The sequence below is a fragment of the Streptomyces synnematoformans genome, from assembly GCF_039531005.1.
Lineage (GTDB): Bacteria > Actinomycetota > Actinomycetes > Streptomycetales > Streptomycetaceae > Streptomyces > Streptomyces synnematoformans.
This window is the reverse complement of the sequence record NZ_BAAAPF010000052.1, coordinates 1-18,722: the sequence shown is the minus strand read 5'-3', so window position 1 is coordinate 18,722 and position 18,722 is coordinate 1. Positions and strand designations below refer to the sequence as shown.

The window sequence follows — 18,722 nt, the reverse complement described above, 5'->3', positions numbered from 1 at the left end:
TTCCCCCTACGGGTCCGTCACCCCCCGGTCGTACCCGGCAACCATCGCCAGGGGGGACGCCGCCCGGCCCGGCGCCCCACTACCGTCTGCCACGTGACAGTCATCGCCACCGAGAACCTGAGCAAACGGTTTCCCCGGGTCACCGCGCTCGACGGGCTCACCCTCGACATCGGCCCCGGGGTCACGGGCCTCGTCGGCGCCAACGGCGCCGGCAAGTCCACGCTGATCAAGATCCTGCTCGGCCTGTCGCCCGCCTCCGAGGGCTCCGCCAGCGTGCTCGGCCTCGACGTGGCCGCCGGCAGCGCCACCGCCGCCGCCATCCGCGAGCGCGTCGGCTACATGCCGGAACACGACTGCCTGCCGCCCGACGTCTCCGCCACGGAGTTCGTCGTGCACATGGCGCGCATGTCCGGGCTGCCCGCCACCGCCGCCCGCGAACGCACCGCCGACACCCTGCGCCACGTCGGCCTGTACGAGGAGCGCTACCGCCCCATCGGCGGCTACTCCACCGGCATGAAGCAGCGCGTCAAGCTCGCCCAGGCCCTCGTGCACGACCCGCAGCTGGTCTTCCTCGACGAGCCGACCAACGGCCTCGACCCCGTCGGCCGCGACGACATGCTGGGCCTCATCCGGCGCGTACACACCGACTTCGGCATCTCCGTCCTCGTCACCTCGCACCTCCTCGGCGAGCTGGAACGAACCAGCGACCACGTCGTCGTCATCGACGGCGGCCGGCTGCTGCGCTCCAGCTCCACCAGCGACTTCACCCAGACCACCGCCACCCTCGCGGTCGAGGTGACCGACACCGACGCCCACCCCGACGGCACCGCCACCCTCCGCAAGACGCTCGCCGGCGCGGGCCTGGAGATCACCGCGGACGGGCGCCTGCTGTACGTCGACGCCGCGGACGAGGACACGTACGACGTCGTACGGGACGCGGTGGCCGGGCTCGGGCTCGGGCTGGTGCGCATGGAGCAGCGCCGCCACCGCATCGCGGAGATCTTCCGCGACGACGACACCCACCACCCGACGAACGCCGCGAGCGGCGACACCGCGAGCACCACCGCGGCCGACCCCGCAGGAAGCCCTCATGCCCACTGACGCGCCCGCCACCGGCGACCCCGGCCCCGCCCCCGGCACCAGCCCCGGCACCGACCCCGCCACCGGCGCACCCGCCGCCGCCACCGACGTCATCCACGACATTGGCTACCGCCACTACGACGGCCCCCGCCTCGGCCGCGGCTACGCCCGCCGCTCGCTGTTCACCCAGTCGCTGCGCGCCGCGTACGGCCTCGGCCGCTCCGCCAAGTCCAAGGTGCCGCCCGCGCTCCTCTTCGGCATCATGAGCCTGGTCGCGCTCATCATCGTCGCGGTCGCCGTCGGCACCAACCTGGACGAACTCCCGCTGGAGTACACCGACTACGCGATCTTCCTCCAGCCGGTCATCTTCCTCTTCATCGCCGCCCAGGCGCCCGTGGCCGTCTCCCGCGACCTGCGGTTCCGGACCGTCCCGCTGTACTTCTCCCGCCCCGTCGAGCGCGTCGACTACGTCCTCGCCAAGTACGCCGCGATGGCCTCCGCGCTCTTCATCCTCACCGCCACCCCCCTGCTGATCCTCTACGTCGGCGCGCTGCTGGCGAAGCTGGACTTCACCGACCAGACCAAGGGCGTCGCCCAGGCGCTCGTCTCCGTCGCCCTGCTGTCGCTGCTCTTCGCCGGCATCGGGCTGGCCATCGCCGCCCTCACCCCGCGCCGCGGCTTCGGCGTCGCCGCCGTCATCGCCGCGTTCACCGTGCCGTTCGGCGCCGTGGGCGCGCTGCAGGGCATCGCCTGGGAGCAGGACAACCTCGACGCCATCGGCTGGTTCGCGCTCTTCTCGCCCGTCGGCCTCATCGACAACGTCCAGTCGACGTTCCTCGGCGCGACCCCCGCCAGCGCCGCCCCCGAACCCGTCGACCCGTCCACCGCGGCCGGGACGGCCGCACTGCTGATCGCCCTCGCCGTCATCGCCGGCTGCTACCTGTTCCTGCTGCGCCGCTACCGAAAGGCCGGACTGTGACCACCATCCGGATCGACAGCGTCTCCCGCTGGTTCGGCAACGTCGTCGCCGTCAACGACGTGACCATGGCCATCGGCCCGGGCGTCACCGGCCTCCTCGGCCCCAACGGCGCCGGCAAGTCGACCCTCATCAACATGATGGCCGGCTTCCTCGCCCCCTCCACCGGCGCGGTCACCCTCGACGGCGTCCGCATCTGGCGCAACGAGCAGGTCTACAAGCACATCGGGCTCGTCCCCGAGCGCGAGGCGATGTACGACTTCCTCACCGGCCGCGAGTTCGTCCGCGCCAACGCCGAGCTGCACGGCCTGGGCAGAGCCGCCGCCCAGAAGGCGCTGGCCACGGTCGAGATGGAGTACGCGCAGAACCGCCGGATCGGCACGTACAGCAAGGGCATGCGGCAGCGCGTGAAGATGGCCTCCGCGCTCGTCCACGAGCCCGACGTGCTGCTCCTCGACGAGCCGTTCAACGGCATGGACCCGCGCCAGCGCATGCACCTCATGGATCTCCTGAGGAGTATGGGCGCCGCGGGCCGCACCGTGCTGTTCTCCTCGCACATCCTGGAGGAGGTCGAGCAGCTTGCCGCGCACATCGAGGTGGTCGTCGCCGGCCGGCACGCCGCCTCCGGCGACTTCCGCAAGATCCGCCGGCTGATGACCGACCGCCCGCACCACTACGCCGTACGCTCCAGCGACGACCGCGCGCTCGCCTCCGCGCTCATCGCCGACCCGTCCACCGCCGGGCTCGAACTCGACCAGCGCGACGGCATACTGCACGTCCAGGCCGTCGACTTCGCCCGCTTCACCGCCTTGCTGCCGCGCGTCGCCAGGGACCACGGCATCCGCCTCTACGAGGTCTCGCCGTCCGACGAGTCCCTGGAATCCGTCTTCTCGTACCTGGTCGCGGCCTGAGAAGGAGCGAAGAACGCGATGCTGTACCACCCCACCGTCGCCCGGCTCACCCAGCGGGCCGTACTCGGCCGCCGCCGGGCCCTCATCCTGCTCCTGCTGCCCGCGCTGCTCATCGTCATCGCCATCGTCGTACGCGCCCTCGTCGGCGCCGACGACGAGGTCACCGCCGGCGTCCTCGGCGGCTTCGCGCTGGCGACCATGGTGCCGCTGATCGGCGTCATCGCCGGCACGGGCGCCATCGGCCCGGAGATCGACGACAGTTCGATCGTCTACCTGCTCGCGAAGCCCGTGCCGCGGCCGACGATCATCCTCACCAAGCTGACCGTCGCCATCGGCATCACCGCCGCCTTCTCCGCCGTCCCCACGCTGATCGCCGGGTTCATCCTCGGCGGCAACGGCAGCCGCCTGGCCGTCGCGTACGCCCTCGCCGCCGCGGTCGGGTCCGTGGCGTACGCCGCCTTCTTCCTGATGCTCGGCACGATCTCGCGGCACGCGGTCGTCTTCGGACTGGTCTATGCGCTGGTGTGGGAGGCGCTGCTCGGCAGCCTCGTCGAGGGCGTGCAGACGCTGAGCATCCAGCAGTGGTCGCTGGCGGTGGGCGAGAGGATCGGCCAGGGCGGACACCTCGTGTCCGAGGTGGCGCTGCCGGTGGCGACGGTGCTGCTGGCCGTGGTCACCGTGGGCACGACCTGGTTCGCCGCCCAGCGGCTGCGGTCGCTGACGCTGGCGGGCGAGGAGTAGAAGCGCGCGGCAACGCGCCCCGGCGCACCACCCGCGCACCACTGGCGCACTACCGGCGCCCGCGAATACCTGACGGCGGGCCGCGAACGAGGAAGGATGGCCGACATGACACTGCCTGCCCTCCCCGAGGAGACCTTCCAGCGCGTACTCTGCGTCGTCGCGCACCCCGACGACATGGAGTACGGCACGTCCGCGGCCGTCGCCCGCTGGACCGCGCGCGGCATCGAGGTCGGCTACCTCCTGCTCACCCGCGGCGAGGCCGGCATGCCGAACCCGCCCGAGGAGACGGCCCGCCTGCGCGTCGCCGAGCAGCGGGCCGCCTGCGCCGTCGTCGGCGTCGAGCACCTGACCGTCCTCGAACACCCCGACGGCGTCCTCGTCTACGGCCTCGACCTGCGCCGGGACATCTGCCGGGAGATCCGCCGGTTCAAGCCCGACGTCGTCCTCGGCACGGGGTACGAGGTCGAGGCCCCGTACGGCTTCGACCAGGCCGACCACCGCGCGGCCGGGCTCGCCACACTCGACGCGGTCCGCGACGCCGGCAACCGCTGGGTCTTCCCGGAACAGGTCGACGACGAGGGCCTCGAACCGCACTCCGCACGCTGGCTCCTCCACCCCGCGATCACCGACTCCGGCGCAACCCACGGCGTCGAGGTCACCGGCGAGCCCCTGCGCCGCGGCGTCGCCTCCCTGGAGGCACACGCCGCCTACCTGGCCGCGCTCCCGGACCACCCGGTCCCGAAGGACTTCATCCCGCAGTTCACCGCGATGGCCGGCAAGGCCGCGGGCGTCGAACACGCCGTCCTGTTCCGCGCCCACGACCTGCAGGCGCCACCGGACCTCTTCCCCGAGTCCGACGAGGACTGACCCGGGATCACCGGCGGGGCGACCAGTCCCCGTGGCCGGGGGCTACCAGTGCGCGGGGCGGGCGAGGGCCGGCGGCAGTGTGGCGGCGGTGTCGCCCCTGGCCGCGTTGAGCTGGGCCTGGGTGAGGAAGATGCTGCCGGTGAGGTCGGCGCCGCTCAGGTCGGCGTCACGCAGGTCGGCACCGATCAGATCGGCCGATCTCAGGTCGGCGCCCTTGAGGTCGGCGGCGATGAGGCAGGCGCCGCGGAGGTCGGCGCCCCGCAGGCGGGCGCCGCGGAGATCGGCCCCGACGAGGTCGGCTCCCCTGCGGTCCTTCTTGCGGCCCGGGACCGTGGCCCGCACCAGTTCGCTCGTGCGCAGCAGCAGGGCGTTGACGTCGCCCCGGTGCGCGGCCACATCCAGCTCCGTCAGCTCCCGGGCGCTGCCGCCGGTGAGGCGTTCGGTCTTCGCCAGCGCGCGGCGCAGCTCGCCGCGGACGGGGCGGGCCGGCGGCAGTGCCAGTGCTTCGGTCAGGTACCAGAGCAGCTCATGGAGCTGCCGCATGACGGGGAACACGTCGAACATCTGCCGGGCAGTGTGCGGAGCCTGCCGCCAGTCCCGCCCGCCGAAGGTGACCTGGGAGACCTGCTGGCCCGCGCCGAAGCAGTCGAAGACGGTGCAGCCCGAGTACCCGCGCTGGCGCAGCTGTGCGTGGATGCCGCAGCGGAAGTCCGTCTGCAGGTTCGGGCAGGGCCGGCCGCCGTCCTTGTCGATCGCGAAGTCCGCCGAGGCCGCGAAGGGCAACGCGACACAGCACAGCCCGAAGCAGCTGCCGCAGTCGGCTTGCAGACCGGGCCCGGCGGCGTCGGGAAACGGGCGTTCGTGCTTCTGGGACAACGTGGGTGAACTCCTGCCGTGGACCCGTCTGATCCTGCCGGATCAGCGGGGAAGGGGGCCGGTGTAGGCCTCGCGGGCCTTCTCGACCTCTGACATGTGGGCCGCGGACCACTCGCCGAGCGCGGCGAACACCGAGCCGAGACTGCGTCCGAGGTCAGTGATCTCATACTCCACCCGCGGCGGCACCTCGGCGTGATAGGTCCGCGCGACCAGGCCGTCACGTTCGAGCTGGCGCAGCCGCTGCGTCAACACCTTCGGCGTGATCCCGCCGAGGCGCCGCTGCAGCTCGACGAAGCGCTGGGTCCCGCACTCGTGCAGCGCCCACAGGATCGGCGTCGTCCACCGACTGAAAACCATGTCGACGACCGGCCCGATCGGACACGCCTCCACCGGATCCGTGTCCGCTTCGGGCCGCCACGTCTTCGCCATGGCCCAATACTATCCATGGGGAACCCACTATCAGCACACTCGTACTGTCCTCGGCATGATCACTGTGACCGGAGCCACCGGAAACGTAGGCCGACCACTCACCCATGCTCTCCGCCGAGCCGGACACACCGTCACAGCCGTGTCGCGGGGCCGGTCCAGCCCCCTTCCGGCCGGCCACGGAGTCCGTCCCGTCGTCGCCGACCTGGCCGACCCCGCAACCCTGCGGCCGGCGCTGGAAGGCGCCGACGCCCTCTTCCTCCTCGTCTCCGGCGCAGGTGCGCACGTCGACGGACCGCGGGTGCTCGCGAACGCCGGGGAGGCCGGAGTACGGCGCGTCGTCCTGCTCTCCTCACAGGCCGTATCGACCCGGCCAGGCTCGGTCTCGCACGCTCCGCTGGCCGCCTTGGAGGAGGCGGTGCGGAACTCGGGCCTCGAATGGACGATCCTGCGTCCCGGCGGCTTCCACAGCAATGCCGCCGCGTGGGCGCCGGGCATCCGGTCGGGGAAGACGGTCTTCGCGCCCTTCGGTGACGTGGGGCTGCCCAGCGTCGATCCCCGCGACATCGCCGAGGTCGCCGCGGCCTGCCTCGTCGAGGGACGGCACTCGGGCCGGACCTACACGCTGACCGGCCCGGCCGCCACCACCCCGAGGGAGCGCGTCGAGGCGATCGCCGGTGCCCTCGGGGCCCCGTTGTCGTACGTGGAGGTAACCCGTGACCAGGCACGCGAGCAGATGCTCCAGATGATGCCCGAGCCGGTCGCCGAGGGCACGCTGTCCATCCTGGCCGAACCAACGCCGGAGGAGGTGGCCGTCAGCCCGGACGTCGAGAGGGTCCTCGGGCGGGCGCCGTTGTCGTTCCGGGACTGGGCCGAGCAGCATGCGGACCTGTTCCGGTGAGATCGTGGCCGATGACCCGGACTGTGCACTCAACGACGAGGGAGAACGGCATGGAGCCGTCAGAACTCCGCCGAGCGGTGGCGGCGGGCCGGGCAACCGCTTCGGAGCTGGGACTTCAGGTCGAGGACGCCGTCGTCATCCACAACTCGGACCGCGTCGCGCTGCGCCTGGCCCCGTGCGATGTGCTCGCCCGGGTCGCACCCTCCGGGCACCTGGCCGGTTCCGAGTTCGAGGTGGAGGTTGCTCACCGTCTCGCCGGCGTCGACGCACCGGTGGCCGAACTCGATCCCCGCGTCGAGCCCCGGGTCTATGCGCGCGACACCTTCGCCATCTCGCTCTGGACCTACTACGAACCCGTGGGATCAGAGATCGCGCCGACCGACTACGCGGACGTGCTCACGCGGCACCATGCCGCCCTGCGCCGGACGGATCTGGACGCACCGCATGTCACCGACCGGATCGCCGCGGCGCTGAGCGAGGTGAACGACCGGGAACGATCCCCCGAGCTGCCCGATGCTGACCGGGACCTCCTCAGCACCACACTCGGCGGGCTGAGCGCCACGATCAGCGGCGACGAAACCGCCGACCAGCTGCTGCACGGCGAGCCGCATCCGGGCAACCTCCTCAACACGAGGCGAGGGCCGCTCCTCGTGGACCTCGCCACGTGCTGCCGCGGGCCGATCGAGTTCGACCTCGCCCATGCCCCCGAAGCAGTGGGAGAGCACTATGCCGGGGCTGACCTCGGCCTGGTCCAGCGCTGCCGCGCCCTGAACTGGGCGATGTTCTCGGCCTGGCGCTGGCGCCGGGACGACCAGATGCCGGACCGGGGCCACTGGCGGGCGGAGGGACTCAACCGGGTTCGCGCTGCCCTCGATCACCACGCACCGGGCTGAACGGGCCGCCGGGTCCCGATCCGCAGCCCCGCCCAAGTCACGGCGCGCGGGCCGCGATCTGCCGGCGGGCGGTGCTCCAGACCTTCTCGAAGTCGTCGGCGGTCAGCTGCTCGGGGTGGTGGCCCTCCCACTCCGGAACGGGCAGCTCCGCGGTCAGGCCGTCTCCCCGGCCACGGACGCCTCCTAGCCCAGCCACACCAGCAACGCGTCCCCGTCCCGCGCCGCCACCTGGAAGAACGCGACGAGTGCTTCGTAGTGGTCTCGCACGTAGTCGAACGACTCACCGCGCTCCCAGACGACCAGCGGATAGACCTCCGCGCGGGCCAGGTCCTCCGAAGTCACGCCGTGAGCCGGTCGGTCAAAGGTGGTTGTCGCGAGTGCCGCGGCGGCCGTCCGCACCTGTCCGGGAGTGAGGTAGCGCGGCGGACCGTAACCCCAGTCCTCCGCCTCGGGGATCGGTTCCTCGCCGTAGATGACGTTTACGGGGAACCCAGCGGTCAGGTCTGGGCCATGTCCACGAAGCGGGAGTAGTGGCCCTGGAACGCCACCGTGATCGTCGCCGTGGGGCCGTTGCGGTGTTTGGCCACGATCAGGTCGGCCTCGCCCGCGCGCGGGGACTCCTTTTCGTACGCGTCCTCGCGGTGCAGCAAGATGACCATGTCTGCGTCCTGCTCGATCGATCCGCTTTCGCGGAGGTCGGAGACCATCGGCTTCTTGTCCGTGCGCTGTTCGGGGCCGCGGTTGAGCTGGGAGAGGGCGATGACCGGGACTTCCAGTTCCTTGGCGAGGAGCTTGAGGTTCCGGGACATCTCCGAGACCTCCTGCTGGCGGCTCTCCGGGCGGCGGGAGCCGCCCGTCTGCATCAGCTGGAGGTAGTCGATGACGATCATCTGGAGGTCGTTGCGCTGCTTCAGGCGGCGGCACTTGGCGCGGATCTCCATCATCGACAGGTTCGGCGAGTCGTCGATGTAGAGCGGGGCGCCCGTCACCTCCGGCATCCGGCGGGCGAGGCGGGTCCAGTCGTCGTCGGTCATGCTGCCGGAGCGCATGTGGTGCAGCGCCACGCGGGCTTCCGCGGAGAGCAGGCGCATGGCGATCTCGTTGCGGCCCATCTCCAGCGAGAAGATGACGCTGGGCAGGTTGTTCTTGATCGAGCAGGCGCGGGCGAAGTCTAGGGCGAGGGTGCTGTTGTGCGTCGGCACCATCGACCGGGAGGCCAGGTATAGGTGGTCGGGGTGCTCGACCTGGACGCAGCGGACGGGGACGCTGGGGACCTCGCGGACGTCGGTGACGAAGCGCTGTGCGGGCCGGCGGGTGCCGGGCTTCCGCCGTGCCGCGTGTGTGTGCCGCTTGTGCTCCAGCCGGAAGACGTCGTCGGCGGTGGTGAAGTTGACGGTGTAGACGGTGGCCGGCTGCCCGGTGCGCCCCGGGACTTGCTTCGTCGTCATGCCGCAGCGGTAGCCGAGGCTCGTGACGAGTTCGCGGAAGTCCCGGGCCAGTGTCCTGCTGGTGGCCGCGAAGCGGACCGAGCCCGTGCGGGTGACCGTTCCGTCGCTGTCGAGGAGTCCGGCGAGCAGGTGCCGGCGCTGCTCGATCGAGCCGCGCAGGTAGTCCTGGGGAAGGCCGTCCGCCAGCAGCTCCCCCGGACGGCTGCCGTAGGCGTACGGCTCGACGGGGAGGGGGCGGGGCGGCAGGGCGAGGGGGGCGGTGGTGGGGATGGAGTGGTTGAGGCGGTTGTCCGCCAGGTTCGTGCAGCGCAGGGTCTCCGCGATCTCCTTGGTCGTCCGGACCGCGGGCGGGGTGCGCGGGGAGCGGCGGGAGGCCCGGGTGTCCGTCAGCCACCGGTGGTCCGCGTCGGCGACGATCGTGGTGCCGTCGTCGAAGGTGACCTCGTAGCACGGGCGGCCGGTCATGACCTCCGTGGCGGCGGCCACGCGGGTCGGGGAGCCGTCGGCGGCGAGGAGGAGGTCGCCGGGGCGGACCTCGCCCATCGTCGTCCAGCCCGTGGGGGTGGGCAGCGGGGTGTCGAGGGCGAGGGCCTTGCCCATCGCGGGGCGGGCGGCGACGACGATCATCTGGCCGGGGTGGAGGCCGTTCGTCAGGGAGTCGAGGTCGGTGAAGCCGGTGGGGACGCCGGACATCTGGCCGCTGCGGGAGCCGATGGCCTCGATCTCGTCGAGGGCGCCCTCCATGATCTCGCCGAGGGGGAGGTAGTCCTCCGCGGTGCGCTGCTCGGTGACGGCGTAGATCTCGGCCTGGGCGGAGTTGACGATGTCGTCGACCTCGCCGTCGGCGGCGTATCCCATCTGGGTGATGCGCGTGCCGGCCTCGACCAGGCGGCGGAGGATGGCGCGCTGGTGGACGATCTCGGCGTAGTACTCCGCGTTGGCGGCGGTGGGGACGGACTGGACGAGGGTGTGGAGGTAGGAGGCGCCGCCTACGCGGGCGAGTTCGCCGCGCTTGGTGAGCTCGGCGGAGACGGTGATGGGGTCGGCCGGTTCGCCGCGGGCGTAGAGGTCGAGGATGGCGGTGTAGACGGTTTCGTGGGCCGGGCGGTAGAAGTCGTGGCCCTTGAGCACCTCGACGACGTCGGCGATGGCGTCCTTGGACAGCAGCATGCCGCCGAGGACGGACTGCTCGGCGTCCAGGTCCTGCGGGGGTACGCGCTCGAAGGCGGCGGGGGCGCCGGGGCCCCAGGGGTCCTCGGGGGCGGGCCGGTCCGCCTCACCACGCGGCGGACGGGCGTCCCCGGGCATGGTGTCCACGTAGTCCCGTTGCTCGGACACGGCTGCCCCACCTCCTCCCACCCGCCTCGCGGCGGACCTCTCAGGGCGCCCCTCTTTCTTACGGCACACCGCTGACAATTCGTCCGCGGCGTTCCGCTTACGGCGCGTCGGCCGCCCCCCGGTCCGCGGGAGGCGGGGGCGCCGCTGCCGGCAGGGGGAGGGTCCACCGTAGGTCCGCGGCGGGCTCCGGCCAATTGCACTATCCACAGGGGGTGTGGAAAGCGTCCGCCAACCTGTGGATTACTTGGGGAAAGCTGTGCACGAGCCGGGGGACAGCGCTGTGGACAAGCACACTATCGCTCCGCGATCACCCGTTTGACCTGCCACTTCTCCATCCACCGCCGGTGGAGGAGAAAAACTTCCCCGTCCGGGCCACGGTTGCGGCCGGCGCCGCGGGTGATCCTCTCGCACGCGGGGGGATGTAAGTGTCCACAAGCAGTTGCGTCTGTTACCTGTGGACTATTAGATTTGCTGCATGCACGATGTCCCCGCGCCCGCCGAAGCCGAGCCAGGACCGCCCGACGAGCGCCGGCGCCGGACCCGACGGCCCCTGCGCCAGACCCGGCGGCGGCACGACCGCGAGATCGTCGCCCTCGCCGTCCCCGCCTTCGGCGCCCTCGTCGCCGAACCGCTCTTCGTGCTCGCCGACAGCGCCATCGTCGGCCACCTCGGCACCCCGCAGCTCGCCGGCCTCGGCGTCGCCGCCGCGCTCCTCACCACCGCCGTGAGCGTCTTCGTCTTCCTCGCCTACGCCACCACCGCCGCCGTCGCCCGCCGCGTCGGCGCCGGCGACCTGCGCGCCGCCATCCGGCAGGGCGTCGACGGCATCTGGCTCGCCGCGCTGCTCGGCGCCGTGCTCGTCGCCGTCACCGTGCCGACCGCGGCCGGCCTCGTCGGCCTCTTCGGCGCCTCCGACACCGCCGCGCCGCACGCGACCACGTACCTGCGCATCAGCGCGCTCGGCATCCCCGCCATGCTCGTCGTCTTCGCCGCCACCGGCGTGCTGCGCGGGCTGCAGGACACCCGCACGCCGCTGTACGTCGCGATCGGCGGCTTCTCCGCCAACGCCGTGCTGAACGTCGCGCTCGTCTACGGCGCCGGCCTCGGCATCGCCGGCTCCGCCTGGGGTACCGTGCTCGCCCAGTGGGGGATGGCGGCGGTGTACCTGGGCGTCGTCGTGCGCGGCGCCCGGCGGCACGGCGCGGCGCTGCGCCCGCACCCGGCCGGCATCCGGGCCTCCGCGCGGGCGGGGGCGCCGCTGCTGATCCGTACGCTGTCGCTGCGCGCCGTGCTGCTCATCGCGACGGCGGTGGCGGCGGGGCTCGGGGACGAGTCGGTCGCGGCGCACCAGGTGGTGCTGAGCATCTGGTCGCTGCTGGCGTTCGCGCTCGACGCGATCGCGATCGCCGGACAGGCGATCATCGGCCGGTACCTGGGCGCCGGGGACGTGGACGGGGCGCGGGAGGCGTGCCGGCGGATGGTGTGGTGGGGGGTCGCGACGGGCGCGGTGCTGGGGGCGCTGGTGGTGGCGGCCCGGCCGCTGATCCTGCCGCTGTTCACGGACGACGCGGGGGTGCGCGGCGCGCTGCTGCCGGCGCTGCTGGTCGTCGCGGTGGCGCAGCCGGTGGCGGGGGTGGTGTTCGTGCTCGACGGCGTGCTCATGGGCGCGGGCGACGGGCCGTACCTGGCGTGGGCGATGCTGCTGACGCTGGCGGTCTTCGCGCCGGCGGCGCTGGCGGTGCCGGCGCTGGGCGGAGGGCTGACGGCGCTGTGGTGGGCGATGGGGCTGATGATGCTGACCCGGCTGGCGACGCTGTGGCTGCGCGCGCGGTCGGGGCGGTGGCTGGTCACGGGCGCCGTCCGGGCGTAGGCCCGGCCGGGACGTAGGGCCTCCAGGGGGACGTCCCCGGGCGGCGTGACCCCGCCAGGGCCGTACGCCCGCCCGCGAGCACGGCAGAGGGCCGCACCCACGCAAGGGTGCGGCCCACTGCTGCGTCCTGCTCGTCGGCCTCCGGCGTCAGCCGGCCACGACCTCGACGCCGACCTTGGCGTCGACCTCGGGGTGCAGCCGTACGGACACCTGGTGGGCGCCGAGGCTCTTGATCGGCGCGGACAGCTCGATGCGGCGCTTGTCGACGTCCGGGCCGCCGGCCGCCTTGATCGCCGTGGCGATGTCGGCCGGGGTGACGGCGCCGAAGAGGCGGCCGCTGGCGCCGGCGCGCGTGGACAGGCGCACCTGCACGCCCTCCAGCTCCGACTTGACGGCGTTGGCCTGCTCGACCGAGGCGATCTCGCGCAGCTTGCGGCCGCGGCGGATCTGCTCGACGTCCTTCTCCCCGCCGCGGGTCCAGCGGATGGCCAGCCCGCCCGGGATCAGGTAGTTGCGGGCGTACCCGTCCTTGACCTCGACGACGTCGCCCGCGGCACCGAGGCCGGTGACCTCGCCCTTGAGGATGATCTTCATGCTTCGCTCACCCTCCTGTCAGCGCGCGGTCGAGGTGTAGGGCAGCAGCGCCATCTCACGGCTGTTCTTCACGGCCGTGGCGACGTCGCGCTGGTGCTGGGTGCAGTTGCCGGTGACCCGGCGGGCACGGATCTTGCCGCGGTCGGAGATGAACTTCCGCAGCAGGTTCGTGTCCTTGTAGTCGACGTAGGAGATCTTCTCCTTGCAGAAGACGCAAACCTTCTTCTTCGGCTTGCGCGGAGGCGGCTTCGCCATGATGTCTTTGCTCCAGTGTGATCAAGAAGTGTGGTGTGCGAGCACCCTCGTCACGTCCCGGGGAGCCCGGGATCAGAACGGGGGCTCGTCCGAGTAACCGCCGCCCTGGCCGCCCTGGCCGCCGCCGGGGTTCCCGCCCCAGCCGCCCTGGCCGCCGCCCTGCTGACCGCCGCCGGACCAGGGGTCGCCCTGCGGGCCGCCGCCCTGGCCGCCCTGGCCGCCGCCGGAGTTGCCGCCCCAGCCCTGGCCGCCCTGCTGACCGCCGCCGCCGAAGCCGCCGCCCTGGCCGCCCCTGCCGGTGGTCTTGGTGACCTTGGCGGTGGCGTACCGGAGCGCGGGGCCGATCTCGTCGACCTCCATCTCCACCACGGTCCGCTTCTCACCCTGCTGGGTCTCGTACGAACGCTGGCGGAGCCGGCCCTGGGCAACCACGCGTGTGCCGCGCGTCAGCGACTCGGCGACGTTCTCCGCCGCCTGGCGCCAGATCGACGCGCGGAGGAACAGCGGGTCGCCGTCCTTCCACTCGTTCGTCTGGCGGTCGAACGTCCGGGGCGTCGACGCGATCGTGAAGTTCGCGACGGCCGCGCCGGACGGCGTGAAGCGCAGCTCGGGGTCATCGGTCAGGTTTCCGACGACGGTGATGACGGTCTCGCCTGCCATGTCTTGACCTCTCGCGGTTGCTGCCGGGTGTTGCGGTCTGGCTTGTCGGTTCGGTTACTCGTACGTTGTTACTCGTCGGTTGCCGTCAGTGGATTGCGGGGCGCAGGACCTTGGTCCGCAGCACCGACTCGTTGAGGTTCATCTGCCGGTCGAGCTCCTTGACGACATCGGCCTCGGCCTCGATGTCGATGACCGAGTAGATGCCCTCGGGCTTCTTCTTGATCTCGTAAGCGAGACGACGACGGCCCCAGGTGTCGACCTTCTCCACCTTGCCCTTGGCCTCACGGATCACGGACAGGAAGGACTCGATCAACGGGGAGACTGCACGCTCCTCGAGATCGGGGTCGAGGATGACCATCACCTCGTAGTGACGCATTGTGGAACCCACCTCCTCTGGACTCGGCGGCCACGGTCTCTCCGTGGCAGGAGGTTCTTCGTTGCGTCGCAACGGTAGCGCCCGGCACTGACAACCGCGGCGGCGCCGCCGAACGGGGCGCGGGTGCGGCGGGATGGCCAGGGCGGACTCCGCTACAGACCGTACACAGTACCCGCAGCTGCCCTTCCGGTTGAAATCCGGCCACGATTCCCGGCAATCTGTACACAACGGGTGTGAGCGGCGTCACGTACGAATCTGGAGCCCGCGCCGCCATACGGGCATGGAGGTGCCCAATGCCTCAGGCAGTACAGCCCCCGCAACGGAACATCGGCCTCTTCGCCAGCGACGGCAAGCACCACGTCACGCAGGACACGCTGCTCGCGATCACGGTGGTGGTCGGCGCCCTCGCGCTCGTCCTGGCGCAGTGGAGCAGCCTGCACGTGCCCGCGACCTGGGCGGGACTGATCGGGATCGGCACCGGGGCATGGGGACAGATGATCTCCGTGACCACCCGGGAGCGCTTCCTGATGGTCCTGGGGCTGGGGGCGGCCGCGCTCGGCTTCTTCCTGGGGATGGCGCACGGCGGCTTCTCGCTCTAGCGCATCCGGCTAGCGCATCCGGCCGCGCCCGGCTGCGCGGCTACGTCAGGCTGCGTCCGGCCCGTACGCGCGGCGCCGCGGCTTGGTGCCTTCGAGGGCCTTCCCCCCTGGGGCGGGGTGCGCCCGCAGTAGGCTTCACCCGCGAGAAGCCTGCCGCAGTCGGCAACCCGCCGCAGCATGAGGAGCGCCGCCATGAGCCTGACCCTGCAGCCCATCAGCCGCGAGCAGCATCTGGCGTACATCCGCAGCCTGCCCTCGGCGAGCCACTGCCAGGTGCCGGCGTGGGCGGACGTCAAGTCCGAGTGGCGTGCGGAGAACCTGGGCTGGTTCGACGCGGACGGCCGGCAGGTGGGCGCGGGGCTGGTGCTGTACCGGCAGCTGCCCAAGGTGAAGCGGTATCTGGCGTATCTGCCGGAGGGGCCGGTCATCGACTGGCAGGCGCCGAACCTTGAGGCGTGGCTGACGCCGATGCTGGCGCACCTGAAGCGGCAGGGCGCGTTCTCCGTGAAGATGGGCCCGCCGGTGATCATCCGCCGCTGGGAGGCCCCGACGATCAAGGCGGGCATCGCCGACCCGGACGTCAAGCGGCTGCGCGACGTGAACGCCGACGTCGTCGAGCCGCAGGCGTTCGAGGTCGCCGAGCGGCTGCGGCGGATGGGCTGGCAGCAGGGCGAGGACGGCGGCGCCGGCTTCGGCGACGTACAGCCGCGGTACGTCTTCCAGGTGCCGCTGGCGGGGCGTTCCCTGGACGAGGTGTTCAAGGGCTTCAACCAGCTGTGGCGGCGCAACGTCAAGAAGGCCGAGAAGGCCGGCGTCGAGGTGGTGCAGGGCGGTCTGGAGCACTTCGGCGAGTGGCAGCGGCTGTACGAGATCACGGCCGAGCGCGACAAGTTCCGGCCGCGGCCGCAGGCGTACTTCGAGCGCATGTGGAAGGTGCTCAACGCCGAGGAGCCGGGCCGGATGCGGCTGTACTTCGCGCTCCACAACGGCGAGTGCCTGGCCGCGACGACGATGCTGACGGTGGGCGGGCACGTGTGGTACTCGTACGGTGCCTCCGCCAACCACGGGCGCGAGGTGCGGCCGTCGAACGCCATCCAGTGGCAGATGATGAAGGACGCGCACGCCGCCGGCGCGCACGTCTACGACCTGCGCGGCATCGGCGACGCGCTCGTCGACAGCGACCACCTCTTCGGGCTGATCCAGTTCAAGGTGGGCACGGGCGGGCAGGCCGCCGAATACCTGGGCGAGTGGGACTACCCACTGAATAAGCTGCTCCACAAGGCTCTCGACATCTACATGTCCCGCCGCTGACCACGGCGGACTTGCGCGCGAAGCAGCGGACTTGCGCGCGAAGGAGAGGGCCCCCGACCCCGCGAAGGAAGGTAGACCGACCGCCATGCCGCTCACGCTCTACGTCGATTCCGCGCGCTGGCGCGCACACCAGCAGCACGTCCTGGAGCAGTTCCCCGGGCTGGTCCCCGTCTGCAAGGGCAACGGCTACGGCTTCGGCCAGGAACGCCTGGCCACCGAGGCCGCCCGGCTGGGGACGGGCCCGCTGGCGGTGGGCACGGTGTACGAGGCGGCGCGGGCGCGCGACTTCGTCAGCGGCGACCTGCTGGTCCTCACCCCGTACCAGCTGACCGAGGAGCCCGTGCCGCTGCCCACGCGGGTCATCCGCACCGTCGCGTCGGTGGACGCGGTGGGGCGGCTGGTCGGGGCCCGGATCGTCATCGAGGTGATGAGTTCGATGCGGCGGCACGGGGTGACGGAGGAGGACCTGCCCAAGCTGTCGTCGCTGCTGGCGGACGTGACGCTGGAGGGCTTCGCGATCCACCTGCCGCTGGACCGCGCGGACGGCTCCAGCGCGGTGGACGAGGTCATCGCGTGGATGGACCGGCTGCGCGCGGCGCGGCTGCCGCTGCACACGATGTACGTCAGCCACCTGCAGCCGGACGAGTTCGAGCAGTTGCAGCGGCAGTTCCCGCAGACGCGCTTCCGGGCGCGTATCGGCACCCGGCTGTGGCTGGGGGACCACGACGCGACGGAGTACCGCGGCACGGTGCTGGACGTCACGCGCGTGACGAAGGGCGACCGCTTCGGCTACCGGCAGCAGAAGGTGTCGGGCGACGGCCACCTGGTGGTGGTCGCGGGCGGTACGTCGCAGGGGGTCGGGCTGGAGGCGCCGAAGGCGATGCACGGGATGATGCCGCGGGCGAAGGGCGTCGCACGGGCGGGGCTGGCGACGGTGAACCGCAACCTGTCGCCGTTCGTGTGGGAGGGCAGACAGCGCTGGTTCGCGGAGCCGCCGCACATGCAGGTGTCGATCCTGTACCTGCCGGCGGAGTCGTCGGCTCCGGTGCAGGGGGACGAGATGGTCGCGCACCTGCGGCACACGACGACGCAGCCGGACCGGGTGGTGGAGCGCTGAGCCGCTCCTCCGGTGGCCCGGCAGGGGAATCCCGGGGGCTTCGCCCCCAGACCCCCTCCGGGTTCACTCGATGGGGGACACCCGGCCGGGTTTCGTGACCCGTTCCGCGCCCCAGCGCACCTGCGGCGCCCCGTACGCGTCCGGTACGCCCGCCGCGTGCCGCCCGTGGCCCGCCTCGCCGAGCACCCGCTCGTCCGGCGCCCGGTCCAGGACGCCCCCGCCGGGGTCGTCGTCGCCGAGGCGGCGTACGGGATCGCGGTCCGGCATGAGGATGTCGCGGACGACGAGCGCGCACAGGTACAGCGTGCCGAGCAGATGCGCCGCGATGGCCACGTGGTAGCCGTCCGGGGGCAGGCCCTTGGCGTCCTCGCCGCCGTTGGTGTACGCGAGGTAGAGCCAGATGCCCAGGTAGTACGCGACCTCGCAGCCCTGCCAGACGAGGAAGTCGCGCCAGCGCGGCCGGGCGAGCGCCGCGAGCGGGATGAGCCACAGCACGTACTGCGGCGAGTAGACCTTGTTGGTGACGATGAACAGCGCCACGACCAGGAACGCCAGTTGCGCGAAGCGCGGCCGGCGCGGCGCCGTGAGCGCGAGGGCGCCGATCCCGAGACAGCCGAGGGCCATCAGGCAGGCGGCGTAGATGTTCGCGTCGTCCAGGGGCTCTCCGGAGCGCTGGGAGATGATCAGCCAGAACGAGCCGAAGTCGACGCCCCGCTCCTGGCTGAACGTGTAGAACTTCGCCCAGCCGTCCGGCGCCTTGATCATCACGGGCAGGTTGACGACGAGCCACGCGCCGGCGGCGCCGGCGGTCGCGGTGCCGAACTCCCGTAGCCGCCCGGCGCGCAGGCAGAGCAGCAGCAGGGGCCACAGCAGCAGTGCGGGGTACAGCTTGGCGGCGGTGGCGAGGCCGAGGAGCACGCCGGCGGCGGCGGGCCGGCTGCGGGACCAGGCGAGCATCGCGGCGGCGGTGAGGGCGACGGCGAGCAGGTCCCAGTTGATCGTCGCGGTGAGCGCGAGCGCGGGCGCGAGGGCGACGAGGAGGCCGTCCCAGGGCCGGCGGCGGTGCGTACGCGCGACGCAGAGGGCGACGATCGCGGCGCAGGCCATCAGCATGCCGGCGTTGACGAGCCAGTAGACCTGCTCGCGGTGCACCAGGTCGTCGCCGCCCGGTGTGAACCAGGCGGCGACCTCCATGAACAGCCCGGTCAGGACCGGGTATTCGAGGTACTCCATGCCGCCGGAGACCTCGGGCGGGATGCGGTCGAAGTACGGCGTGAGGTCGTCGGCGAAGCCGCGGCCCTGGTAGAGGTGCGGGATGTCGGAGTAGCAGGCGCGGGTGTACTGGGCGTTGGCGCCGGAGAACCAGGCGCCGTCGTAGCAGGGGTACTTCTGCACCATCCCCAGCGCGAACATCCCGATGGCGACGAGCACGACCACCCGCACCGGGGTCCACCAGGAGCCGCCGAAGAGCGCCCGGCGGCCG

Annotated in this window: 21 protein-coding genes; 11 read left to right on the top strand and 10 right to left on the bottom strand. The window is 72.0% G+C overall.

Annotated elements, in window-relative coordinates; translation table 11 throughout:
* The first annotated feature begins 93 nt into the window (after positions 1–93).
* From ABD317_RS11680 to ABD317_RS11660, 5 genes are all read left to right on the top strand, one after another.
* Entirely contained in the window at positions 94–1,101 is a 1,008-nt protein-coding gene (locus ABD317_RS11680; protein WP_027752904.1) for an ATP-binding cassette domain-containing protein, read from the top strand.
* Positions 1,091–2,059, top strand: coding sequence for an ABC transporter permease (locus ABD317_RS11675; protein WP_344289704.1), 969 nt, complete (start codon positions 1,091–1,093; stop codon positions 2,057–2,059). The genes ABD317_RS11680 and ABD317_RS11675 overlap by 11 nt, the downstream gene beginning before the upstream one ends.
* Positions 2,056–2,967 carry an ATP-binding cassette domain-containing protein gene (locus ABD317_RS11670; protein WP_027752906.1) on the top strand — a complete coding sequence of 304 codons (912 nt, stop codon included), beginning with the start codon at positions 2,056–2,058 and terminating at the stop codon, positions 2,965–2,967. The genes ABD317_RS11675 and ABD317_RS11670 overlap by 4 nt, the downstream gene beginning before the upstream one ends.
* A 21-nt stretch (positions 2,968–2,988) precedes the next feature.
* On the top strand, positions 2,989–3,708 hold the full coding sequence (locus ABD317_RS11665) for an ABC-2 transporter permease (protein WP_027752907.1): 720 nt from the start codon (positions 2,989–2,991) through the stop codon (positions 3,706–3,708).
* Between the two features lie 105 nt (positions 3,709–3,813).
* The gene (locus tag ABD317_RS11660; RefSeq protein WP_344289703.1) at positions 3,814–4,575 is read left to right on the top strand and encodes a PIG-L deacetylase family protein; all 762 of its coding nucleotides are present in this window, start codon (positions 3,814–3,816) and stop codon (positions 4,573–4,575) included.
* Between the two features lie 42 nt (positions 4,576–4,617).
* Here ABD317_RS11660 and ABD317_RS11655 read toward each other — a convergent pair whose 3' ends face one another.
* Together ABD317_RS11655 and ABD317_RS11650 are read right to left on the bottom strand one after the other, a co-directional pair.
* Positions 4,618–5,451: a pentapeptide repeat-containing protein gene (locus ABD317_RS11655; protein WP_344289702.1), complete on the bottom strand. Its 834-nt coding sequence runs from the start codon at positions 5,449–5,451 to the stop codon at positions 4,618–4,620.
* 42 nt (positions 5,452–5,493) lie between these two features.
* Complete coding sequence (locus tag ABD317_RS11650; protein ID WP_344289701.1) at positions 5,494–5,880, bottom strand: winged helix-turn-helix transcriptional regulator; 387 nt, start codon at positions 5,878–5,880, stop codon at positions 5,494–5,496.
* A 55-nt stretch (positions 5,881–5,935) separates the two neighbouring features.
* Between ABD317_RS11650 and ABD317_RS11645 the strand changes: the two genes are divergently transcribed.
* Positions 5,936–6,778, top strand: a complete 843-nt coding sequence (locus ABD317_RS11645) for an SDR family oxidoreductase (RefSeq protein WP_344289700.1) — start codon at positions 5,936–5,938, stop codon at positions 6,776–6,778.
* Between the two features lie 50 nt (positions 6,779–6,828).
* Entirely contained in the window at positions 6,829–7,671 is an 843-nt protein-coding gene (locus ABD317_RS11640; RefSeq protein ID WP_344289699.1) for a phosphotransferase, read from the top strand.
* 37 nt (positions 7,672–7,708) lie between these two features.
* On the opposite strand, the gene ABD317_RS11635 is transcribed toward ABD317_RS11640, so the two are convergent.
* From ABD317_RS11635 to dnaB, 3 genes are read right to left on the bottom strand one after another with little or no spacing between them, the layout of a single operon-like run.
* On the bottom strand, positions 7,709–7,867 hold the full coding sequence (locus ABD317_RS11635; RefSeq protein ID WP_344289716.1) for a hypothetical protein: 159 nt from the start codon (positions 7,865–7,867) through the stop codon (positions 7,709–7,711).
* The gene (locus ABD317_RS11630; RefSeq protein ID WP_344289713.1) at positions 7,855–8,127 is read right to left on the bottom strand and encodes a DUF1877 family protein; all 273 of its coding nucleotides are present in this window, start codon (positions 8,125–8,127) and stop codon (positions 7,855–7,857) included. Before ABD317_RS11630 ends, ABD317_RS11635 begins: the two co-directional genes overlap by 13 nt.
* Positions 8,128–8,168: 41 nt before the next feature.
* On the bottom strand, positions 8,169–10,289 hold the full coding sequence (dnaB, locus tag ABD317_RS11625) for a replicative DNA helicase (protein WP_425582337.1): 2,121 nt from the start codon (positions 10,287–10,289) through the stop codon (positions 8,169–8,171).
* 643 nt (positions 10,290–10,932) lie between these two features.
* On the opposite strand from dnaB, the gene ABD317_RS11620 reads away from it, so the two are divergent.
* Complete coding sequence (locus tag ABD317_RS11620) at positions 10,933–12,327, top strand: MATE family efflux transporter (RefSeq protein ID WP_344289698.1); 1,395 nt, start codon at positions 10,933–10,935, stop codon at positions 12,325–12,327.
* A gap of 147 nt (positions 12,328–12,474) precedes the next feature.
* Here the strand turns inward: ABD317_RS11620 and rplI are convergent, their stop codons facing one another.
* From rplI to rpsF, 4 genes are all read right to left on the bottom strand, one after another.
* Positions 12,475–12,921 carry a 50S ribosomal protein L9 gene (rplI, locus tag ABD317_RS11615; RefSeq protein WP_027752914.1) on the bottom strand — a complete coding sequence of 149 codons (447 nt, stop codon included), beginning with the start codon at positions 12,919–12,921 and terminating at the stop codon, positions 12,475–12,477.
* Between the two features lie 18 nt (positions 12,922–12,939).
* The gene (gene rpsR / locus ABD317_RS11610) at positions 12,940–13,176 is read right to left on the bottom strand and encodes a 30S ribosomal protein S18 (protein WP_018838794.1); all 237 of its coding nucleotides are present in this window, start codon (positions 13,174–13,176) and stop codon (positions 12,940–12,942) included.
* A 72-nt stretch (positions 13,177–13,248) separates the two neighbouring features.
* Positions 13,249–13,836, bottom strand: a complete 588-nt coding sequence (locus ABD317_RS11605; protein WP_027752915.1) for a single-stranded DNA-binding protein — start codon at positions 13,834–13,836, stop codon at positions 13,249–13,251.
* A gap of 85 nt (positions 13,837–13,921) precedes the next feature.
* Positions 13,922–14,212: a 30S ribosomal protein S6 gene (gene rpsF / locus ABD317_RS11600; RefSeq protein ID WP_027752916.1), complete on the bottom strand. Its 291-nt coding sequence runs from the start codon at positions 14,210–14,212 to the stop codon at positions 13,922–13,924.
* Positions 14,213–14,505: 293 nt separating this feature from the next.
* On the opposite strand from rpsF, the gene ABD317_RS11595 reads away from it, so the two are divergent.
* The 3 genes from ABD317_RS11595 (at position 14,506) to ABD317_RS11585 (ending at position 17,239) form a co-directional block, all read left to right on the top strand.
* The gene (locus ABD317_RS11595) at positions 14,506–14,811 is read left to right on the top strand and encodes a hypothetical protein (protein WP_344289697.1); all 306 of its coding nucleotides are present in this window, start codon (positions 14,506–14,508) and stop codon (positions 14,809–14,811) included.
* 192 nt (positions 14,812–15,003) lie between these two features.
* Positions 15,004–16,122: a lipid II:glycine glycyltransferase FemX gene (locus ABD317_RS11590; RefSeq protein ID WP_344289696.1), complete on the top strand. Its 1,119-nt coding sequence runs from the start codon at positions 15,004–15,006 to the stop codon at positions 16,120–16,122.
* 85 nt (positions 16,123–16,207) lie between these two features.
* The gene (locus ABD317_RS11585; protein ID WP_027752919.1) at positions 16,208–17,239 is read left to right on the top strand and encodes an alanine racemase; all 1,032 of its coding nucleotides are present in this window, start codon (positions 16,208–16,210) and stop codon (positions 17,237–17,239) included.
* A 63-nt stretch (positions 17,240–17,302) separates the two neighbouring features.
* Here the strand turns inward: ABD317_RS11585 and ABD317_RS11580 are convergent.
* A partial coding sequence (locus ABD317_RS11580; RefSeq protein ID WP_344289695.1) for a glycosyltransferase family 87 protein occupies positions 17,303–18,722 on the bottom strand: 1,420 nt, incomplete at its 5' end.